Below are 17,528 nucleotides of genomic sequence, written 5' to 3'. Positions count from 1 at the left end.
GACAGATGAAGCTTGCCTCCTTAGCTCAGTTGGTAGAGCGTCTCACTCGTAATGAGAAGGTCGCCAGTTCGATTCTGGCAGGAGGCTCACGATTCGAAGCCCCCGGAAACCACGGTCTCCGGGGGCTTCGCTGCACCACCATCTGCTGTATTTTCCGGGGAGCCACCATCAGGACCGTCGCCGCGGCATTCAAGAAACGTTCCGGGCCCGTGCAGGCCGCGGGGTACGGACTCCATGTGTTTTTCGGCATCAGCATCCTGTTGTTCGTCAGTGATCCCGTAGCCGGCATCATCGCGCTGATGCCCCTGGTTTTTGGGCTTGCCGGCCTGGCCCGCCTGCTTCGGCAGGCCGCCCGGCTGCGGCGGCACAGGGATCCCAGCCCGGCGGACGGCGTGCCCTGACCCGGATGCTTCTGGGATAATTCCTTGCCTAGGCACCAACCGACAGCTAGGAATCCCATGGCATTGCTCGACCCGTCGATCTGGACAGACAACCTTTACGTAAACGGCTGGCGAAAGGGCGGCGCCGGTTCAGCCGATGCCGTCGAACCCGCGACTGGCAACACGCTGGGCAGCTACGGCGTGGCCTCGGTCGAAGACGTTCAGGAAGCCGCACGCATTGCCGCCGCGGCGCAGCGGGAATGGGCAGCGCGCAAGCCTGAAGAGCGCGCCGCAGTCCTTCGCCGGGCAGGCCTGCTCTGGGAGGAGCATGCCGAAGAAATCGGCACCTGGATTACCCGCGAATCGGGCAGCATTCCCACCAAGGCCGGGCTGGAAACGCACAGCGCCGCGAACGAGTGCTATGACGCTTCGGCGCTCCCCGCACTCCCCGCGGGCGAGGTGCTGACGTCCAACGAACGGCGCTGGTCGATGGCCCGCCGGCGGCCCGCCGGCGTCGTCTCCGTGATTGCCCCCTTCAATTTCCCGCTGATCCTCTCCATCCGGGCCGTGGCCCCGGCTCTGGCTCTGGGCAACGCCGTCCTGCTGAAGCCGGACCCCCGCACTGCCGTGTGCGGGGGCGTGGCGCTGATACGCATCTTTGAAGAGGCCGGGCTCCCGGCGGGCCTGCTCTCCCTGCTTCCGGGCGGGGCGGAGATCGGCGCTGCCGTAGTCCAGGCTCCCGAAGTCCGGGTCATCGCCTTCACCGGATCCACGGCTGCCGGACGCAAGATCGCGGAATCGGCCGGACGCCTGCTCAAGCGCGCGCATCTTGAACTGGGCGGGAACAACGCCATGATCGTGCTGCCCGGCGCGGATGTGGCCAAGGCTGCCTCCGCGGCCGCGTTCGGTTCCTTCCTGCACCAGGGCCAGATCTGCATGACCACAGGGCGCCACATTGTCCACGAGGACATCTACGACGCGTACGTTGCGGCCCTTGCCGAGAAGGCGTCCAACCTGCCGGTCGGAGATCCGGCCAACGGACAGGTGGCCCTGGGGCCGATCATCGACGAGAACCAGCTGAAGAAGATTGACGGCATTGTCCAGGACTCCGTGGCGGCAGGTGCCCGGCTCATGGCCGGCGGCACCAGCGAGAACCTGTTCTACCGGCCCACCGTGCTGGCGGACGTGACCCCGGACAACCCGGCCTGGGCGCAGGAAATCTTCGGTCCCGTGGCGCCGGTCATGAAGTTCAGCACCGTGGATGAAGCCGTCGAACTGGCGAACGGCAGCGAGTACGGGCTGTCCCTGTCCATCCTCGGCGACGTCGGCATGGCCGTGAAGATCGCTGACCGCGTGGAATCCGGCAAGGTCCACATCAATGAACAAACCGTCAGTGACGAATCCAACGCACCGTTCGGCGGCGTGAAGGACTCCGGCAACGGCGGACGCGTTGGCGGCGCCGCAGCCAACATGGAGTCCTTCACGGAAATCCAGTGGCTCACCATGCGCCCGGAAATCGCGTCCTACCCCTTCTAGGACAAATCCCCTCCCTGCCGGGAATCAGAAAGGGGCGGCCTCCACTGGCGGCCGCCCCTTTCTGCTGCCTGGAGCAAAGCTCACTGTTGGCTCAAGATTTGCTCAAGGGAATCTTCAGGAAACATTGCGCCTGGTGCGCGCCGAACTTGAGCGTTTACCGGGGTGTGGCTCTATATCGTCATACCCATCAGCAATTCGGCACATGGTCCGCAGGGACCGCGAAGACATTGGGGGGACAACGTGAACGCATGGAACGCCGGCACCGAGGTTTTGGTAAAGCGGTACACAGATGTTCAGCGGGATTCCCACGTCGCCGCGCTCTGCGGTGAGTGCAACCGCCGCCTCGTCCCCGAATGGGCCAGCGATACCCGTCCCACCGATAAGACCGGCTACTGGGTCATCCGCGGCTACCGCTACCCGGGAGTCCGCTGCTCCACCCATGAGCGCCGCGTGCTGCAGGACTACTACGGCACCCGCGTTGACAAGGGCCAGGCACAGCGTCACGTAGCCGGCTCCCGCCGCAAGATGGAAGCCCCCGCGCGCCGGACCCTGCGCCTCTTCGCCACCAAGGTGCGCGCAGGCAGCTAAAACAGACTTTCCCCTGGAAGGAACTGCAGTATCCCCTCGTAAATACTGCAAAGACGAGCCGCACAGTTGCATGTGCTGTACCGGCCGCCCGTCCGCGGACGGTACTGGCTCGCCACCCCGGCACTTACCCCAATGAGTGCCGGGGTTTGGCATTTAAAGATTTAAAGGATGGAAGCATTCGCCTGCACGCCGGAGCATTGCACTCTGGGAAGCACCCTGGAAAAGGACTATTTATCGGCGTCGGGCCGTCGGCTGCTGAGCAGCGCCTTGATGCGCTCTTCGGCGTCGGGGATTTCGGCGGTGGCCGCGACATTCGCTTCTTCAACGGCACGCACCACTTCGTGGCGCTGGATTTTCACGCCGCGCGGGGCGTCAATGCCAATGCGGACTCCGTCGCCGCGGGAATCGAGCACAGTAATGACAATGTCATCACCAATCAGGATCTGTTCTCCTGATTTCCGCGTTAGCACGAGCATTTGTTCACTCTATCCCAAGCACGCCGGGCATTAACCTTGTCCGGCCTTCCGCAAGGAAATAGTTACAACACGGATGCCTGTGCGGGGGCCCCGTCGACCCAGCCGACGGGCAGTCCCAGGACATTAACGCTCTGCGGCGTGGCGGTCCCTTCAAGTCCTTCGACGGCAACTGCGTCCACCGCGCAGGCGGTCCGGACGGCATTCACCCAGGCAGCAGTGTCTTCGGGTTTGCGTCCGGCATCTACGGCGACCCAGAGCTGGTCCGGCGCCAGAGCTGCGATGAGCGTGGTGTGGCGCGCGATCTCGCTGACGCCGCGGCCTGCCCCGTAAGCCAGGAAAATGGGATGGCCTGCCAGGACTCCGGCCGCCCTCGCTGTCGCGACGGCCCTCCGGTCACCGGCGCGGCCCACACCCGGGCCGTCAACGGTGCCGGCTGCCCGCAGCGCCTGGGCACTGAAGCCGGCGGCCGCGGCCATCGACTCGCACACCAGCATGGCGTCCTGTCCCAGCCCCACCACGATGATGAGGTCGCCTGCCCCTTCCAGTGGCGCCGGCACGTCCTGGGTGCCGGCGCGGGCTGGCTGACCCGGTTCCGGAGCCTCAGGGAACAGCTGCGGAAACGAAACCGGTGCCGGCAGCGGTTCAGGGGTACGCGGCGTCTGAGGGGCCTGGGCCGGCGCGCCGGTATTCTGCGAGAGATCCGCGATCAGTTCCGCAAAGGCGTTGGTTTCTGTTGAGAGACCGGGCAGCGGCGGAGACTGGGGGCGGAAGTCGCTCTCCGCCTCTTCGGCGCTCGCCAGCAGCGCTCCGATGCCTGCCCGGCTGGGCAGGTCGGCGTCCACAGGAGCAGCCCGGCGCCCCCGCGGCGGCAGCTCCACGGTGACCTCGTAGTGCTGCCGGGCCAGGAACCCGCCGATACCGCCTACCGTGACCTTTTCGGCGGCAACGATCCGGGCCCGCGGACCGTGTTCCGCAAGGATCTTCGCCTTCAGCGCATCAAGGGAAGGGCCCTCAAGCTGAAATCGTCTCGGTTCCACGGAGCACTCCTACTGTTTCAATATTGACGTTGGCTGCCGTGGCTTCCTGGTAGGACAGCACGGGCAGCCCGTTGGCCTGCGCCGATACCAGGCGCCGGATAGCCGGACGGAGCGCCGGGGCGCAGACCAGCACGGCACTGTGCCCAGCGTTCTCCACAGTGGCAACAGTAGTCTTAAGTGACGCAATTATATTCTCGATGCGAGTGGGATCGAGGAGGATCTGCGTCCCCTGGTCGGAAGGGCGCAGGTTCTCCAGCATCGACTGCTCCAGCGACGGATCGATCATGATCACGCGCAGCACGCCTGAGTTGATGTACTGGGCGGCCAGGGCCGGTCCGAGAGCCTGCCGCGCCGCTTCGATCAGCCCTTCGGGTTCCGGCGAGGACTTCGCTTTCAGCAGCAGCGACTCATAGATGCGGGGCAGGTCGTTGATCGGAATCTGTTCGGCCAGCAGGCCCTGCAGCACCCGCTGGACCTCGGCCAGCGAGAGCACGTTCGGCACCAGTTCATCCACGGCCGACGGGTTGACCTGCTTGACCCCTTCGGTGAGCACACGGACGTCTTCACGGGTGAGCAGGCGCGCAGCGTTCGCGGTGATGATCGCCGAGAGGTGCGTGACCAGCACCGAGACGCGGTCGATCACGGTGGCGCCGGCCATCTCCGCGGCATGCCGCATCTCCGCCGGCACCCATTTGCCGGCCAGGCCGAACACCGGTTCCACGGTGGCAACGCCCGGCAGCCCGTCCAGGAAGTCGCCCAGGGCCAGCACCTTGCCTGCGGGCGCCTCTCCCCGGCCGGCTTCGACGCCGGCAATCCTGATCACATAGGTGGAGGCCGGAAGGTCCACACTGTCGCGGGTGCGCACCGGGGGAACCACGACGCCGAGTTCCAGCGCAATCTTGCGCCGCAGCGCCCGCACTCGGGCCAGCAGGTCATCCGAGCCTCCGGTGACGATGCCGACAAGGTCCGGCGAGAGCATCACTTCCAGGGCGTGGACGCGCATCTGCTCGATAAGGTCCTCGGTGGTGTCCGAGGCTGGTGCACCGGTGAGCTGTGCAACCGGATCCGCCGCGGCCGCTTCTTCTGCAGCCTCCCGTGCCTTGACCCGCTGGCTGGCAAAGATCAGGAGGGCGCCAATCACAATGAAGGGAATCTTGGGCATGCCGGGAATCAGGGCCATGACGATCGCCGCCGCTCCGGCGATCATCAGCGCATTACGGGACTGGCTCAGTTCCGCCGAGGCGGTGGAGGCCATATCCGATTCGGCGTTGGACCGGGTCACGATCATGCCCGTGGAGACAGCCATCAGCAGGGCCGGAATCTGGGTGACCAGGCCGTCGCCGATGGTCAGCAGCGTGTAGGTGTCGATCGCCTCGCCGGCGGACATGCCGCGCTGCAGCATGCCGATCGCGATGCCGCCCACGATGTTGATAATGATGATGATCAGGCCGGCAATTGCGTCGCCCTTCACGAACTTGGAAGCACCGTCCATGGCGCCGTAGAAGTCGGCTTCCGCGGAAACCTCGGCACGGCGTTCACGGGCCTGGATATCCGTGATGAGACCGGCGTTGAGGTCGGCGTCGATTGCCATCTGCTTGCCCGGCATCGCGTCCAGGGTGAAGCGGGCGCCGACTTCGGCCACGCGCTCCGCACCCTTGGTGACCACTACGAACTGGATCACGACCAGGATCAGGAAGATCACCGCGCCGATGATCAGGGATCCGCCGACGGCCACATGCCCGAAGGCTTCAATGACCTGCCCGGCATACCCGTCGCCCAGCACCAGGCGGGTGGACGCAACGTTCAGGCCCAGCCGGAACAGGGTTGCGACCAGCAGCATGGAGGGGAACACGGAGAAGTCCAGCGGCTTCTTCACGAACATGGTGGTCAGCAGGATCACCAGTGCCAGCAGGATGTTGATGATGATCAGCACGTCCAGCAGGCCGGCGGGCACGGGGACCACCAGCAGCAGGATAATTCCGATCACGCCCACAGGGATGGTGAGCTTCAGGAGGTTGCGGTTCACGGTGCTGCCTTACGGTGTTGTGGGGCGGGAGCGGGGGCGGTAGCAGAGGGGTCGGGGGCCATGGTGTGCACCCCGGCGGCGGCGCCGCGGTTCTTCAGTGCCATGACGAAGGCCAGGACGCGGGCCACGGCGTTGTACAGTTCCACCGGGATTTCCTGGCCCAGTTCGCAGGCCGAGTGCAGGGCACGGGCCAGGGGAATATCGCGCACCATGGGTACGCCCTTGGCTTCGGCTTCCTCACGGATGCGGGCGGCAATATTTCCGGCACCCTTGGCCACGACCCGGGGCGCGGACTTGCCCGGTTCGTATTTCAGGGCCACGGCAACGTGGGTGGGGTTCAGCAGTACGACGTCGGAGTCGCCTACAGCGGCCATCATGCGGTTCCGGCTCATGGCCAGCTGGCGTGAACGGCGCTGGGACTTCACCAGGGGGTCGCCGTCGGTGTTCTTGTTTTCGTCCTTGACCTCTTTTTTGGTCATGCGGGTCCGTTTCCGGTTACGCCGCATCACCATGAGGATGTCCGCTCCCGCCAGCGCGAGCCCGGCCGCAACAGCGAACTGCAGCAGCGTGGCAACTCCCCCGCCGGCTTCAGCCAGCAAGGCGGTAATCGACATGCCGCCGGCGGTCATCAGGACGGGCATCAGGTTCTGGATCACGAAGTACAGGACAAGGCCGACGACGGCGGTCTTCAGGAGCGCCTTGACGCCGTTCCAGATCGCCTGGCCGCCGAAGACCCGTTTCATGCCCTTGACCATGTCGAACTGTTCGTACTTGCCCTTGAACTTCTTGAAGTGGATACCGCCCTGCAGCGCTGCCGTGGCCAGGACTGCGGCAACGACCACTGACAGCAGCGGCCCCATGATGTAGACCAGTCCACCCAGCGAGTCCTGGAACATCCGCAGCGCTGCCAGCGGATCGGGATTCCCGGTAATTGAATCCACCCGCATCAGCGTTTCTGCGCCTTTGTCAGCGCCCCGGCTGATGGTTGTGGGCATCATGACCGCGGCTGCGCCCACGCCTACCCAGGCGGTGAGGTCATCCGAGCGGGACAGCTGGCCCTTGTCCCGGACCTCTTTCATCCGTTTCGGCGTGGCGGCTTCTGACCGCTCTCCGGAGTCCTGTTCCGGCATTTATCCCACCCCCGCCAGCGTGCGCACGATTTCCTGGACCAGCACCGAAACAACGCGGGGCAGGGCCAGGAAAACAATGGAAATGAGGCTCAGCGTGAGCAAGATCTTCAGTGGGAAGCCCAGCGCGAAGGCGTTCAGTGCCGGGGCCACACGCGTGAGCAGGCCCAGTCCGGCGTCAGCCAGGAAGAGGACCACCAGCAGCGGTCCGGCGATCTGGACGGCAGCAACGAACATATTGCTCACGCCGGAGATCATTGCCTGCGCGGGGTCCGCCAGGTCGATCCCGCCCGCCAGCGGCAGGGCCGTGAAACTGCGCGAAAGTCCCATGATGATCAGCTGATAGCCGTCCGAGGCAAACAGCAGGGCCAGTGCCGTGATCTGGAACATCCGGGTGAACTGGGCGCCGTTGACCATGGACTGCGGATCGAAGCCCTGGGCCAGGGAAAAGCCGCCAAAGAGGTCGATCAGTTGGCCGGCGGACTGTACTGCGGAGAAAACCAGCAGGACCAGGAAGCCCAGGACGGCACCAACCACGAACTCCAGCACCAGGCTGGTGATGTAGGCGGCGGTGCCAAGGTTTGCGTACCCTTCGGACACCTGAGGTGCGACCGCGAGGGCAAGGCCGATGGCCAGCATTGCCTTTACCCGTCCCGGGAAGGCGTTGTAGGAAAACGGCGGAGCGATGATCAGGAACGCCACCATCCGCACACCGGCAAGCATCACCGCTTCCAGCCATGCCTGGTCGATGGTGATGTTCATATCATCCCCCGCCGAGCAGTGACGGGATCTTCTCGAACAGCTGCTGCGTGAAGGTAATCATTTCGGTGATCATCCAGTGTCCGCAGACCAGCAGCGCAATGCAGACGGCCAGAGCCTTCGGCACGAAGGACAGCGTCACTTCCTGGATCTGGGTGATCGACTGGACCAGGGACACCGAGAAACCAACCACCAGCGCGGTCAGCAGCACCGGTGCCGCGAGCTTGGCCGCAACCCACAGTCCCTGGAGGCCTATGTCCAGGACGGCACTGGTATCCATCAGCCGCCGCCCTGGTAGCTGTTGACCAGCGAGGTGATGATCAGTCCCCAGCCGTCCACGAGCACAAAGAGCAGGATCTTGAACGGCAGGGAGATCATGACCGGGGGAAGCATCATCATGCCCATGGACATCAGTGCTGCGGCGACCACCAGGTCGATGATGAGGAACGGAATGAAGATGACGAAGCCGATGATGAAGGCAGCCCGGAGTTCGGAAATCATGAACGCCGGGATGAGGGTGGTCAGCGGGACGCTTTCCGGGTTCTCCGGGTTCGGCTGGTCAGCTGCCCGGGTCATGAGTGCAATATCCTCTTCGCGGGTGTGGGCCAGCATGAACTGCTGCAGCGGGCCGGATCCGGCGGACAAGGCATCGTTGAACGTGAAGTCACCGTTGAGGTAGGGCTGTACGGCCAGGGAGTTTATCTCGGTCAGGACCGGCGCCATGATGAAGAGCGAGAGGAACAGTGCCAGCCCGGCCAGCACCTGGTTGGGCGGGATGGACGGCAGGGAGAGAGCGTTCCGGGTCATCGCCAGGACCACGAAGATCTTGGTGAAGGACGTCATCATCAGCAGCAGGGCAGGTGCCACGGAGAGCAGCGTGATGCCGATCAGGGTGACGACGGCCGTGGACGGCGTTCCGTCTACACCGTTGATGTCCACCGAGAATCCGCCGGTCTCTTCAGGGTCCGACGGCGCGCCGGGGGCGGTGGGTGCCGCCGGCGGAGCGGGGTCAAAAGTAGTGGCGTGTCCGGCGGTGGCACCGGCCAGCAGGAGCGCGAAGGCAGCCGCCAGGATCAGCACAGTGCCCAGGATGACCCTGCGCAGCTGGGGGGCCCACGGCGCGGAGCCGGGCGCAGGGGCGGCGGGCAGCGCCGTCGTCATGGTCTTCAACTGTTCCTCCCGCGGCGTAGGAAGGCCGCGCTCTGGCGCCAGGTATCCGGTGAAAGGATCGAACCGTTGAGCACGGAAGTACCTTGCGCCGGGGCGGCGCGCCGGGTATCGCGGCGGCGCGGCAAGTCACCTTCGGCCATGGTGCCCTCCGCTGCGCCCGCGGATTCCCGTGCGCCCTGCAGGGAGTCGGCGAAGGCCGAGTCCGCAGCGGGCTCCGGATCGGCGTCCGTGGTGTTGAGTACGTTGACGGAGGCTTCGGTCACGCCGAGGAGGAAGCGCTGGCCGCCGGTTTCGACGACCACCACGGATGCTTTCGGGCTGATGGCCTGCCGGCTGATGACCCGGATGGGGGCCTCGGCACCGGTAGAGCTGCGGCCCCGCACAAGCCGGCGCTGGAGCCACCACAGGAGCCCCAGGACCACACCGAGCGATACCAGGACCCGCAGCGCCAGGACTGCGGATTCATCCATTTAGCCCAGGCCCTCAGCTACGTCCATAATCTTGGTGATGCGCACGGCATAGTCCTGGTCCACAACGACGATCTCGCCGTTGGCGATCAGGCGCCCGTTGAGCAGGATGTCAGCCGGCGCACCTGCTGAACGGTCCAGTTCGACGACGCGGCCGGGTTCGAGGTTCAGCACATCGCGGACTGCCATGCGGGTGCGGCCGATCTCGACCGTCAGCGCCATTTCAACGTTGTTGATGCGGCCGAGCTTGCCGACAACTGACTGTTCGGCCCCGGCCCCTGCACCACTGCCCGAACGCAGCCGTACGGCGAACCAGCCGGCTGTGCCTTCCGGGCCGCGCAGTTCGAAAACCGAGCTGTCCATGTGGCCAAACAGCGCCGAAGCATCTTCGGTGCGTGCTTCGCCAAGGACGCCGGCGCCCAGGCATGCGCTGGCCGCTTCGAGGGCCGGGCGCAGGACATCGGCATTGGAAATGACCGGTGAGTCGGTTCCCGCCACCGCTGAAACACCCGGGCCTGCGGACAGCAGCACGACGGCGAGGTCAGCCGAGACAGCACCGACGAAGGACGCTGTCACTGCCTGCCCCATCTGCTCCAGGGGCAGGCCCAGGGAGGAGTGCGGCGCCGGCTGGAGCGGCGTGGGGGTGGGCAGCAGGCGGACTAGGGCGTTGGCGGCTTCGGTGTGCTGGGCCAGGGTGGTGCTCATCAGTTGTTCTCCTCGGTGCGTACGATGACTCCGGCCAGCCGGTTGCCGCTGGCTCCCACGGCAGCCTGGGCCAGCGTCTGGCCGTCGACTGCGACGTTGAGGGGTCGGTGCTGCGGATGGTCAAGATTTAGGACGTCGCCAACGGCCAGGTTCAGCACCATGCCCGGCTTAACCCAGATGGGGTTCAGCTGCAGCGAGACGTCGACAGGCAGGTTCGCCAGCTGTTCGGTGATCAGTTCTGCGGGCGTGGCGTCGGACATGTTCGGCCGGACCGGGCCGAGCTGGGGCAGGATCGCTTCGGCCGGAAGGGCTACGGTGGCAGGCGCCGAGGCGTCCCCGACCACCATTTCGAAACGTGCCACGATCATGGGCACGGTGGAACCGGCGGCCTGCGCAAACTGCGAGTTGTACTGGATGGACGACGGCGAGAGCGGGGCTGCAAGCAGGCTGCCCAGCGCGTAGTGGAGGTCTTCGAGGGCCTCGTCCATGATCCGGCTCAGCAGGGCCTGCTCAATGTGGGTCAGCTTGCGTTCCGGAACGGGTTCGTTGCCGGTGCCGCCGAGCATGTGGCGGACCCAGGACAGCGCCGCTGCCATCGGGAACTGGATGACCGCCTTGGCAGAGATGTTCGGCATGGAAAACAGCACCATGCCGGTGTTCTCAGGCAGGGAGGCAACGTACTCGTCGTACGTCATGGTCTGCACCTGCTCCGAGGTGACCTGGGAGAGGACCCGGACCTTGGCGGTCAGCTGGGTGCCCCACTGGCGGCCGAAGGTATCGAACGCCATTTCCAGGACACGCGCGTGCTCGCGGGCAAGCGTCGTCGGACGGCGGAAATCATAGATTTCCACCTGCCGGGAGGCTTTTGGGAGTATGCCAAGGGGTATATCTTGCTGGACCGTCACAGGAGAAACTATCGGCCGCTCCGGTGGTGCGGTTAGTGGTTGGAGGCCGGTAATACTTCCTCGTCGCCCTTATCTTCGGGGGCTGCATCAGTATCCGGTTCGGGGAAGACAATCTCTCCCGCGACGACGGCGGGCATCAGCTGCCGGACCGCCTCGGACTGGCCCGAAAGAACCACAATGTCCACGCGCCGGTTCTGCGCCAGTTCGGCTGCGCTGGTCCCCGCTGTCAGGGGCCGCGATTCGCCGAAACCGACGGCCTTGATGCGGCTGTAGTCGATCCCGCCGGGCTCCATCAGGTAACGCAGCACGTTTACTGAACGTGCTGTCGACAGTTCCCAGTCCAGTGCGGAGTCCGTGTACTGGCGGACCTGGGCGGTGTGGCCTTCCACGGAAAGTTCATATTTGGTGGGCTGCAGGACCGGACCGATCACGTCCAGCACATCGAGTGCCTCACCGGTCAGTGCTGCGAGGTCCGGCTCGAAGAACATCTCGGAGCTGACCAGGCGGATGGTCAGCCCACGTTCGTCGATCTCGAAGCGGACGTCGTCCTGCATTCCTTTTTCCTCAAGACCGTCCTGGAGACGGTCGCGAAGCGCCGTAAGATCCTCTACCTCCATGGCTGCCAGCATCGCCAGATCGGCGTCAGGATCAAGGATTTCCTCCGCCTCCACCATGGCCGGAGGCACCACTACCCCTTTGGCGGTGTCCACCGTGTTGGTTTCCACCTGGCCGAACCCAGTGGCGAGGGATGCTTTTAGCTGCTCGAACTTTGCCTGGTCAACGGTGGACATCGCGAAGAGGACGATGAACATGCACATCAGCACGGTGACCATGTCCATGTAGGAAGCCATCCAGCGCTCGTCCGGGTGCTCGTCTTCCTCGTCCCTGCGCGGCCGGCGGCGGTTTGGGCTGCTCATGCCGCTTCGCTGGTCTCGCGGGCCCGGGAGGTGAGTTCATGGGCGGGAACCATAGCGCGCAGCCGCTCGCCCAGAAGGCGGGGCTGGCTGCCTGCCTGGAGGGCCAGGACGCCCTCCATGAGCAGGGTCATCTGCTCGACTTCGAGATCGCTGAGGCGCCGAAGCCGGGCACTGATGGGGAGCCAGATGAAGTTTGCCGACAGCAGGCCCCACAGCGTCGCCACGAAGGCGGTCGCAATCATCGGGCCCAGGGTGTCGGGGGTGGAGAGGTTCTCGAGCACGTGGGTCAGGGAGACCACGGTGCCGATGATGCCGATGGTCGGTGCGTAACCGCCCAGGCTGTTGAAGAACTTGATGGCGATCTTGTCGCTGGAGGCCTTGGTGTGGATCTCGTCTTCGAGGAGCACCCTCAGCTCGTCCCCGTCGGTTCCGTCGGCAATGTTCTGCAGCGCAACCTGGAGGAAGGGATCGTCCACTTCGGCGGCGTCGCGCTCGAGCGAGAGCAAACCTTCAGAACGGGCCTTTTCCGCCAGGGCCACGACGTTGTCGATGGTCTCCTCCGGGTTGGGCTTCTTGCCCATGAAGGCACGGGGCAGGGCCTTGAAGGAGTAGATGAAGTCCTTCAGGGTGCCTCCGGCCAGGCCTACCGCAATGGTGGCGCCGAAGACCAGAATCATGGGGGCAGGCAGCAGGAGTGCGCTGAGGTGCGCGCCTTCGAGGGTGATCATCGCGTAAAGCGAGCCGAAGGCGAGTACTAGGCCGATTATTGTTGCCGGATCCATTATTTGTTCCTCGGACGAAGGGGCACGGTCTTGGTACTGCTGTCATTCTCTGCCGGCTTCCCCCCGGAGCCTGCAGCTGGAACCAGTCCCAGCCCGGCGCCGTGGCGAAACGGAACCGCAGGCACGTCCCGGGCCATGGAGATCACCCGGGCACGGAACTGGGCTATCAGGGCGATCACCTCATCCATGGATTCAGTGACGATGAATTTGGCTCCGTCAACCATGACCAGCGTGGTATCCGGATTGGAGTGGATGCGTTCAATCAGGTCAGGGTTGATCGCAAACTGAGCATCGTTCAGTCGCGTAAGAACAATCATTGGCCCGTCCCGGTTGCAGCGTCCGGCTTGAGTAAGCCGTCACCCCTACTTTCGGCCGGTTGCCGCTATCCGTAAGGAAATGGGGCCCGCGGCCCCGCCCCGTCCTCCCGAAGACGCTTGGTCCGGCACTCATCTTCCCGCAGGGACGCAGCAGGGCCCCCGCACGGTTTCGTGCGGGGGCCCTGCTGTGTGGAGTGCTAGCGCTTGAGGTTGGTCAGTTCCTGCAGCACTTCGTCCGAGGTGGTGATGATGCGGGCATTGGCCTGGAAGCCGCGCTGCGCGACGATCAGGTTGGTGAATTCCTGGGAAAGGTCAACGTTGGACATTTCCAGCGAACCGGCAATGGCGTTGCCCATTCCGGGATCGCCCGGACCGCCCAGGACGGGGTTGCCTGAGTTCACCGTGGCGGTGTAGCCGGAGTTGCCGGCCTTCTCCAGGCCCGCAGGGTTGGTGAAGGTGGCGACGGCGATGCGGGCCAGGGACTGCTTGGCACCGTTGGTGAAGGAACCGATGATGGTGCCGTCCTTGGCGATGGAGAAGGACTCCAGCGTGCCGGCCGCGCGGCCGTCCTGGCCGGTCACCGAGGCGGTGCTGACACCGGCGTAGCTGGTCAGCCCGGAGAGATCCACAGCGATGTTCCCGGAAGGACCGGCGAAGGTCAGGGGACCCGGGGCACCTTGCTGGATGCCGTTGGCGAACGCAAGGTTGACGAAAGCTCCACCGGGCTCAGACACGTTCCATCCGGTCGTGGTGCGCGTGAAGGTCAAGGAGACGACAGTTGCGTTGCCGTTGGCGTCGTAGACATCCATGTCGCGGACGATGGTGCCGGCAGGCACGGGTGGAGCGGCGTTCTGATCACCGGCAGTCGTTTCAGAGGGCAGGTTTCCGCCAACAGTGGCGGCGCTCGTCGCGACGGCCGGAGCGATCGCGCCGTCGGGCAGCTGCACGTTGCCCACGGCACCGCCGGTATTGATGACCCCGTTGACGCCGGTCCAGCCCTGGACGATCTTGCCGTCGGTGGTGACCAGACGGCCGTCTGCATCGAGGTCGAAGGCGCCGGCGCGGGTGTAGGTGGTCTGGGTTCCCTGCCGGGTGACGAAGTAGCCGTCGCCGGAGATCATCATGTCCGTGGCGCGGCCGGTGGACTGTGCGGAGCCCTGCGTGAAGTTGGTGGTGATGCCGGAGACCAGCACGCCCAGGCCGACCTGTGCGGGGTTGCCGCCGCCGTTGTTGGCGCCGGGTGCCGTTGCACCCTGCGTCAGCTGGGAGAGGGTGTCCTGGAACTGGACGGCGGTTGCCTTGTAACCCGTGGTGTTCACGTTGGCGATGTTATTGCCGGTGACATCGAGCATGGTCTGGTGCGAGCGGAGTCCGGAGATTCCGGAGTACAGGGAGCGGAGCATGGGATACGCCTTTCAGCTGGTGGGTTCGGAAAGTCTCAAAAAATCTGGAGGGTTTGGTGAAGTGCCGCGGAAGCCGGGCTACGCCGTCGTGCCCGGGGTTCCGGAACCGGCGCTGCCGCCGGGGGCGGGAGCCGCCGTGCCTGCAGCTACTACGCCGGAAACGGCATCGAGGAGGACGTCCACGCCGTCAACGTTTACTGTCGGCACGCCCTGGAGATAGGAAACCGATCCGGCAGTTCCGGTTACGGCTTCCCCGGCAGCATTGGTGTACGTCACCGTCTGGCCAATGAGTCCCGCTGCGGCCATCCGCATCTGCAGGGAGAAGTTCTCTTCGCTCATGTTCGCCATGTTGGTGAGCTGTTCCATGGTGGCCAGCTGGGTGGTCTGGCCGATCATCTCATTGGTGTCCATGGGCGAACTGGGGTCCTGGTTGCGCAGCTGGGTGACCAGCAGGGTCAGGAAAAGTTCGCTGTCCATGACCTGCTTGGGCGCACGGACGGCCTCCGTGGCGGTGGCCCCGCTGGTTGGTGCTACTGCTTCTACCGGCATGGGTGATTCTCCTTCTCAGGCCAGGATGTCGAGGGTAGTTACCGCACCGTGGGCCACGGGTCGGAAAATCTGCTGTACGGGAATCGGAGCGGCATCTGCTTCTGCGCGGTGTCGGCCAGTGCCGGTGCCGGGTTCAGCGGCTTCCCCGTGCCCGTCGGTTTCTGCACCAGGCTGGTCCTGGGAAGAGAGGGAGAGCGAGGTGTTCAGGCCCGCCCCCGAAAGGTCCCGCCGCAGGTCGGTGAGGATGGTCCGCAAAGCCTCGCGGCCGGCGTCGTTCGGGGCGAAGAGTTCCACCCGGATCCCGTCGGCGCTGACATGGGCGCGGACCGTGACCGGACCGAGGTTCTCCGGAGTGACGCTCAGGGTCATGACGTGTTCGCCGGCAGCTGCGGAGTTCAGGCTGAACAGCGGCTGGGCGACCTGCGTGAGCAGCGGCGCCGGCTGCGCCGGTGCCTGCGCGGCAGCAGTGGCCGGTGCCTGGACCGTCACCGGGACGGCCGGTGCCTGAAGCGGCAGTGCGGGGGCCGCAGCGACGGTCCCTGGGGCGGCGGCCGGTGCCGCGCCCGCGGGTTCGGCGCCGTCTGCCACGGGAGCCGCGGCCACCGGGGTGACCGGGGTGCCTTCCGGATGCGCTCCGGCTGCCGGTACGGCAGCCGCCCGGGCAGCCGCAACAGCTTCCGCTCCCCCAGCGCCCTGCGGCGTACCGGCGGAAAGCGGGTTTCCGGGGGTTGGCTGGACAGGAGTGGGGAGAACAGTTCCGAGGGCCGGTTCCGCGGCTGTCGCGGAAGTCCCCGAAGGTGTCGCGGCAGCTGCAGCGGCAGCGGCTGTGGTTGCCGGTGCTGCTGCTGCGTGGAGCCGTGCCGCCTCAGCGGTGTGCTGCCCGGCGTTCTGCACCACGTTGCCGCCGTCGGGCTGGATCGCAGGCACGCCGCTTCCCGACAGCAGCGCAGCTGCCGCCCCCGGCTCCACGGATAGGATGCCGCTGCGGGCCGCTGCCGCAGCAGCCGACTCCGCATCCGGGACAGCGCCTGGGCTGGGAACGGTTCCCGCAGGCAGTGTTTCGGCGAATCCGAAGCCGGCGGCTGCCAGGGCTGCTTCGGCGTCGGTACCCGCGGCTGCCTGGTCCGAATCACCCGCGGAGGCACCGGACCCGGAACCGTGCTGCTGAACGGGGAGCGTGCCGGAGGAGGCCGCCTCCAGGGCGGAACCAAACCCGGCACCGCCGTCAGCGGTAGCTGATTCAGGCCGTCCGCCGGCCGGGGCGGCCGGCCGGGGTGCCAGGAAAGCTGCTGGAATACTCACTGGGCCGCTCCCATCAGGGATGCCTGCATGGCCCGCGCGGAGGCAACCATGTCAGTGATCGCTGCAGCCGTGGAAGGCGCGGACGCGCCCTGGACGGCAGCAGTTTCGGTGGGCAGGATGCGCCGGATAGTGGTGATGTTGGCATCGGTTTCCCAGGCGTCGCGGACCTGGATGGTCTTCCCCGGCTGCGGGGCATCCACCACCTTGCCGTCGCCAAGGTAGATGGACACGTGGCCGCCGTCGTGGGTAAACAGCAGGTCGCCTGCCTGTGCCTGCGCCAGGGAATCGACCTTGGTGCCGCTGTTCATCTGGTCCCAGGTGACGCGCGGGAGGCTATGGCCCAGGTCCTTGAAGACGTTCTGGACAAAGGAGGAACAGTCCAGTCCAACGGCCGGATCGTTCCCGCCCCAGACATAGGGCAGGCCAACATATTTCTCCACGGAGGCCATCAGCGCCTCGTTGGAGGCGCCCCCGGGAGCCGCAGTGCTGCCGCTTACTGCTGAGAGCGCGGCTGCAAAGCCGGTATCGCCCCCGAGGGACGCGGAACTGGCCGCAGGAGCGGAGGCCGCAGAAGTTGCGGACGTCCCCGCAAGTGCGTCGATCGTGGAACGGATCTCCTGGATCCGGCCGATCGCGTCGGTCATGCTCATTTACAGGGCTTCTTTCTGCCGGCGGTGCCACGTGGTGCCGGCAAGTTCATCCAGGACAGTCTGTTCGGCACGAAGATCCTCGACGGCGAGGGCTTCGGTATGTTTGTCTTCGAGCTTTTCCAAGCCCACCGACCGTGCCCGGGCGGCGTGGAACTCGGTCTGGGCACTGCTGGCTGCAGCACTGTCCAGGGCTTCTGCGGAGAGCAGGTCAGCGAGCATGCTGCGGGATGAAGCACGGGCCGCGGCAATGGCATTCAGGGTTGCCGGGTCAGCGGCCTCGAGCGGGGTTGCCGCGAGCGAGTCGTAGGCTTCGCTCCGGGCGGCGGAGGTCCGCCGCAGCTTGGCGTTGGCAGCCGCCAGCTCCCCGGCAGCACTGTCCTGCTGCAGCCGGCGCAGCCTCAGCAGCCCGGCCAGCGGAAAGTCACGTCCCAT

21 protein-coding genes and 1 tRNA gene are annotated in these 17,528 nt (G+C 65.6%); 4 read left to right on the top strand and 18 right to left on the bottom strand.

Annotated features, from left to right (window positions below):
- Nucleotides 1-14 precede the first annotated feature (14 nt).
- From NF551_RS02355 to NF551_RS02340, 4 genes are all read left to right on the top strand, one after another.
- A tRNA-Thr gene (locus NF551_RS02355) sits at nucleotides 15-87 on the top strand.
- A 149-nt stretch (nucleotides 88-236) separates the two neighbouring features.
- A complete protein-coding gene (locus tag NF551_RS02350; protein ID WP_227896130.1) occupies nucleotides 237-401 on the top strand; it encodes a hypothetical protein in 165 nt (54 codons plus the stop codon).
- A gap of 57 nt (nucleotides 402-458) precedes the next feature.
- Nucleotides 459-1,916, top strand: a complete 1,458-nt coding sequence (locus NF551_RS02345; RefSeq protein ID WP_227896131.1) for a benzaldehyde dehydrogenase — start codon at nucleotides 459-461, stop codon at nucleotides 1,914-1,916.
- A 240-nt stretch (nucleotides 1,917-2,156) separates the two neighbouring features.
- Nucleotides 2,157-2,504, top strand: coding sequence for a hypothetical protein (locus NF551_RS02340; RefSeq protein WP_227896132.1), 348 nt, complete (start codon nucleotides 2,157-2,159; stop codon nucleotides 2,502-2,504).
- A gap of 227 nt (nucleotides 2,505-2,731) precedes the next feature.
- On the opposite strand, the gene csrA is transcribed toward NF551_RS02340, so the two are convergent.
- The 18 genes from csrA to NF551_RS02250 all read right to left on the bottom strand — a co-directional run bounded on the left by csrA (nucleotide 2,732) and on the right by NF551_RS02250 (nucleotide 17,528).
- Nucleotides 2,732-2,980 (bottom strand): carbon storage regulator CsrA, encoded by a 249-nt coding sequence (gene csrA / locus NF551_RS02335; RefSeq protein ID WP_227896133.1) that lies wholly within the window; start codon nucleotides 2,978-2,980, stop codon nucleotides 2,732-2,734.
- Between the two features lie 62 nt (nucleotides 2,981-3,042).
- Nucleotides 3,043-4,017: a hypothetical protein gene (locus NF551_RS02330; RefSeq protein ID WP_227896134.1), complete on the bottom strand. Its 975-nt coding sequence runs from the start codon at nucleotides 4,015-4,017 to the stop codon at nucleotides 3,043-3,045.
- The gene (locus NF551_RS02325) at nucleotides 3,992-6,043 is read right to left on the bottom strand and encodes a flagellar biosynthesis protein FlhA (protein ID WP_227896135.1); all 2,052 of its coding nucleotides are present in this window, start codon (nucleotides 6,041-6,043) and stop codon (nucleotides 3,992-3,994) included. Before NF551_RS02325 ends, NF551_RS02330 begins: the two co-directional genes overlap by 26 nt.
- On the bottom strand, nucleotides 6,040-7,173 hold the full coding sequence (locus tag NF551_RS02320; RefSeq protein WP_227896136.1) for an EscU/YscU/HrcU family type III secretion system export apparatus switch protein: 1,134 nt from the start codon (nucleotides 7,171-7,173) through the stop codon (nucleotides 6,040-6,042). The genes NF551_RS02325 and NF551_RS02320 overlap by 4 nt, the downstream gene beginning before the upstream one ends.
- A complete protein-coding gene (locus NF551_RS02315) occupies nucleotides 7,174-7,932 on the bottom strand; it encodes a flagellar biosynthetic protein FliR (protein ID WP_227896137.1) in 759 nt (252 codons plus the stop codon).
- Nucleotide 7,933: 1 nt separating this feature from the next.
- A complete protein-coding gene (gene fliQ / locus NF551_RS02310) occupies nucleotides 7,934-8,209 on the bottom strand; it encodes a flagellar biosynthesis protein FliQ (protein WP_227896138.1) in 276 nt (91 codons plus the stop codon).
- Nucleotides 8,209-9,090 (bottom strand): flagellar type III secretion system pore protein FliP, encoded by an 882-nt coding sequence (fliP, locus tag NF551_RS02305; protein ID WP_227896139.1) that lies wholly within the window; start codon nucleotides 9,088-9,090, stop codon nucleotides 8,209-8,211. The genes fliQ and fliP overlap by 1 nt, the downstream gene beginning before the upstream one ends.
- Nucleotides 9,091-9,095: 5 nt before the next feature.
- Nucleotides 9,096-9,569 (bottom strand): FliO/MopB family protein, encoded by a 474-nt coding sequence (locus tag NF551_RS02300; protein ID WP_227896140.1) that lies wholly within the window; start codon nucleotides 9,567-9,569, stop codon nucleotides 9,096-9,098.
- The gene (gene fliN, locus NF551_RS02295; RefSeq protein WP_227896141.1) at nucleotides 9,570-10,271 is read right to left on the bottom strand and encodes a flagellar motor switch protein FliN; all 702 of its coding nucleotides are present in this window, start codon (nucleotides 10,269-10,271) and stop codon (nucleotides 9,570-9,572) included.
- Nucleotides 10,271-11,122: a flagellar motor switch protein FliM gene (locus NF551_RS02290; RefSeq protein ID WP_227896142.1), complete on the bottom strand. Its 852-nt coding sequence runs from the start codon at nucleotides 11,120-11,122 to the stop codon at nucleotides 10,271-10,273. The genes fliN and NF551_RS02290 overlap by 1 nt, the downstream gene beginning before the upstream one ends.
- An 86-nt stretch (nucleotides 11,123-11,208) precedes the next feature.
- Nucleotides 11,209-12,093, bottom strand: a complete 885-nt coding sequence (locus NF551_RS02285) for an OmpA/MotB family protein (RefSeq protein ID WP_227896143.1) — start codon at nucleotides 12,091-12,093, stop codon at nucleotides 11,209-11,211.
- On the bottom strand, nucleotides 12,090-12,875 hold the full coding sequence (locus NF551_RS02280) for a motility protein A (RefSeq protein ID WP_227896144.1): 786 nt from the start codon (nucleotides 12,873-12,875) through the stop codon (nucleotides 12,090-12,092). The genes NF551_RS02285 and NF551_RS02280 overlap by 4 nt, the downstream gene beginning before the upstream one ends.
- Complete coding sequence (locus NF551_RS02275) at nucleotides 12,875-13,192, bottom strand: flagellar FlbD family protein (RefSeq protein ID WP_227896145.1); 318 nt, start codon at nucleotides 13,190-13,192, stop codon at nucleotides 12,875-12,877. Before NF551_RS02275 ends, NF551_RS02280 begins: the two co-directional genes overlap by 1 nt.
- 197 nt (nucleotides 13,193-13,389) lie before the next feature.
- On the bottom strand, nucleotides 13,390-14,595 hold the full coding sequence (locus tag NF551_RS02270) for a flagellar hook protein FlgE (protein ID WP_227896146.1): 1,206 nt from the start codon (nucleotides 14,593-14,595) through the stop codon (nucleotides 13,390-13,392).
- Between the two features lie 78 nt (nucleotides 14,596-14,673).
- On the bottom strand, nucleotides 14,674-15,144 hold the full coding sequence (locus NF551_RS02265; protein ID WP_227896147.1) for a flagellar hook assembly protein FlgD: 471 nt from the start codon (nucleotides 15,142-15,144) through the stop codon (nucleotides 14,674-14,676).
- 15 nt (nucleotides 15,145-15,159) lie between these two features.
- Nucleotides 15,160-16,446, bottom strand: a complete 1,287-nt coding sequence (locus NF551_RS02260; protein WP_227896148.1) for a flagellar hook-length control protein FliK — start codon at nucleotides 16,444-16,446, stop codon at nucleotides 15,160-15,162.
- Nucleotides 16,443-17,096 carry a C40 family peptidase gene (locus NF551_RS02255; RefSeq protein WP_227896149.1) on the bottom strand — a complete coding sequence of 218 codons (654 nt, stop codon included), beginning with the start codon at nucleotides 17,094-17,096 and terminating at the stop codon, nucleotides 16,443-16,445. The genes NF551_RS02260 and NF551_RS02255 overlap by 4 nt, the downstream gene beginning before the upstream one ends.
- Entirely contained in the window at nucleotides 17,097-17,528 is a 432-nt protein-coding gene (locus tag NF551_RS02250; RefSeq protein WP_227896150.1) for a flagellar FliJ family protein, read from the bottom strand. It abuts the gene before it with no gap.

Source organism: Arthrobacter caoxuetaonis (genome assembly GCF_023921125.1).
Classification (GTDB): domain Bacteria; phylum Actinomycetota; class Actinomycetes; order Actinomycetales; family Micrococcaceae; genus Arthrobacter_B; species Arthrobacter_B caoxuetaonis.
This window is presented reverse-complemented; position numbering and strand designations above follow the sequence as displayed.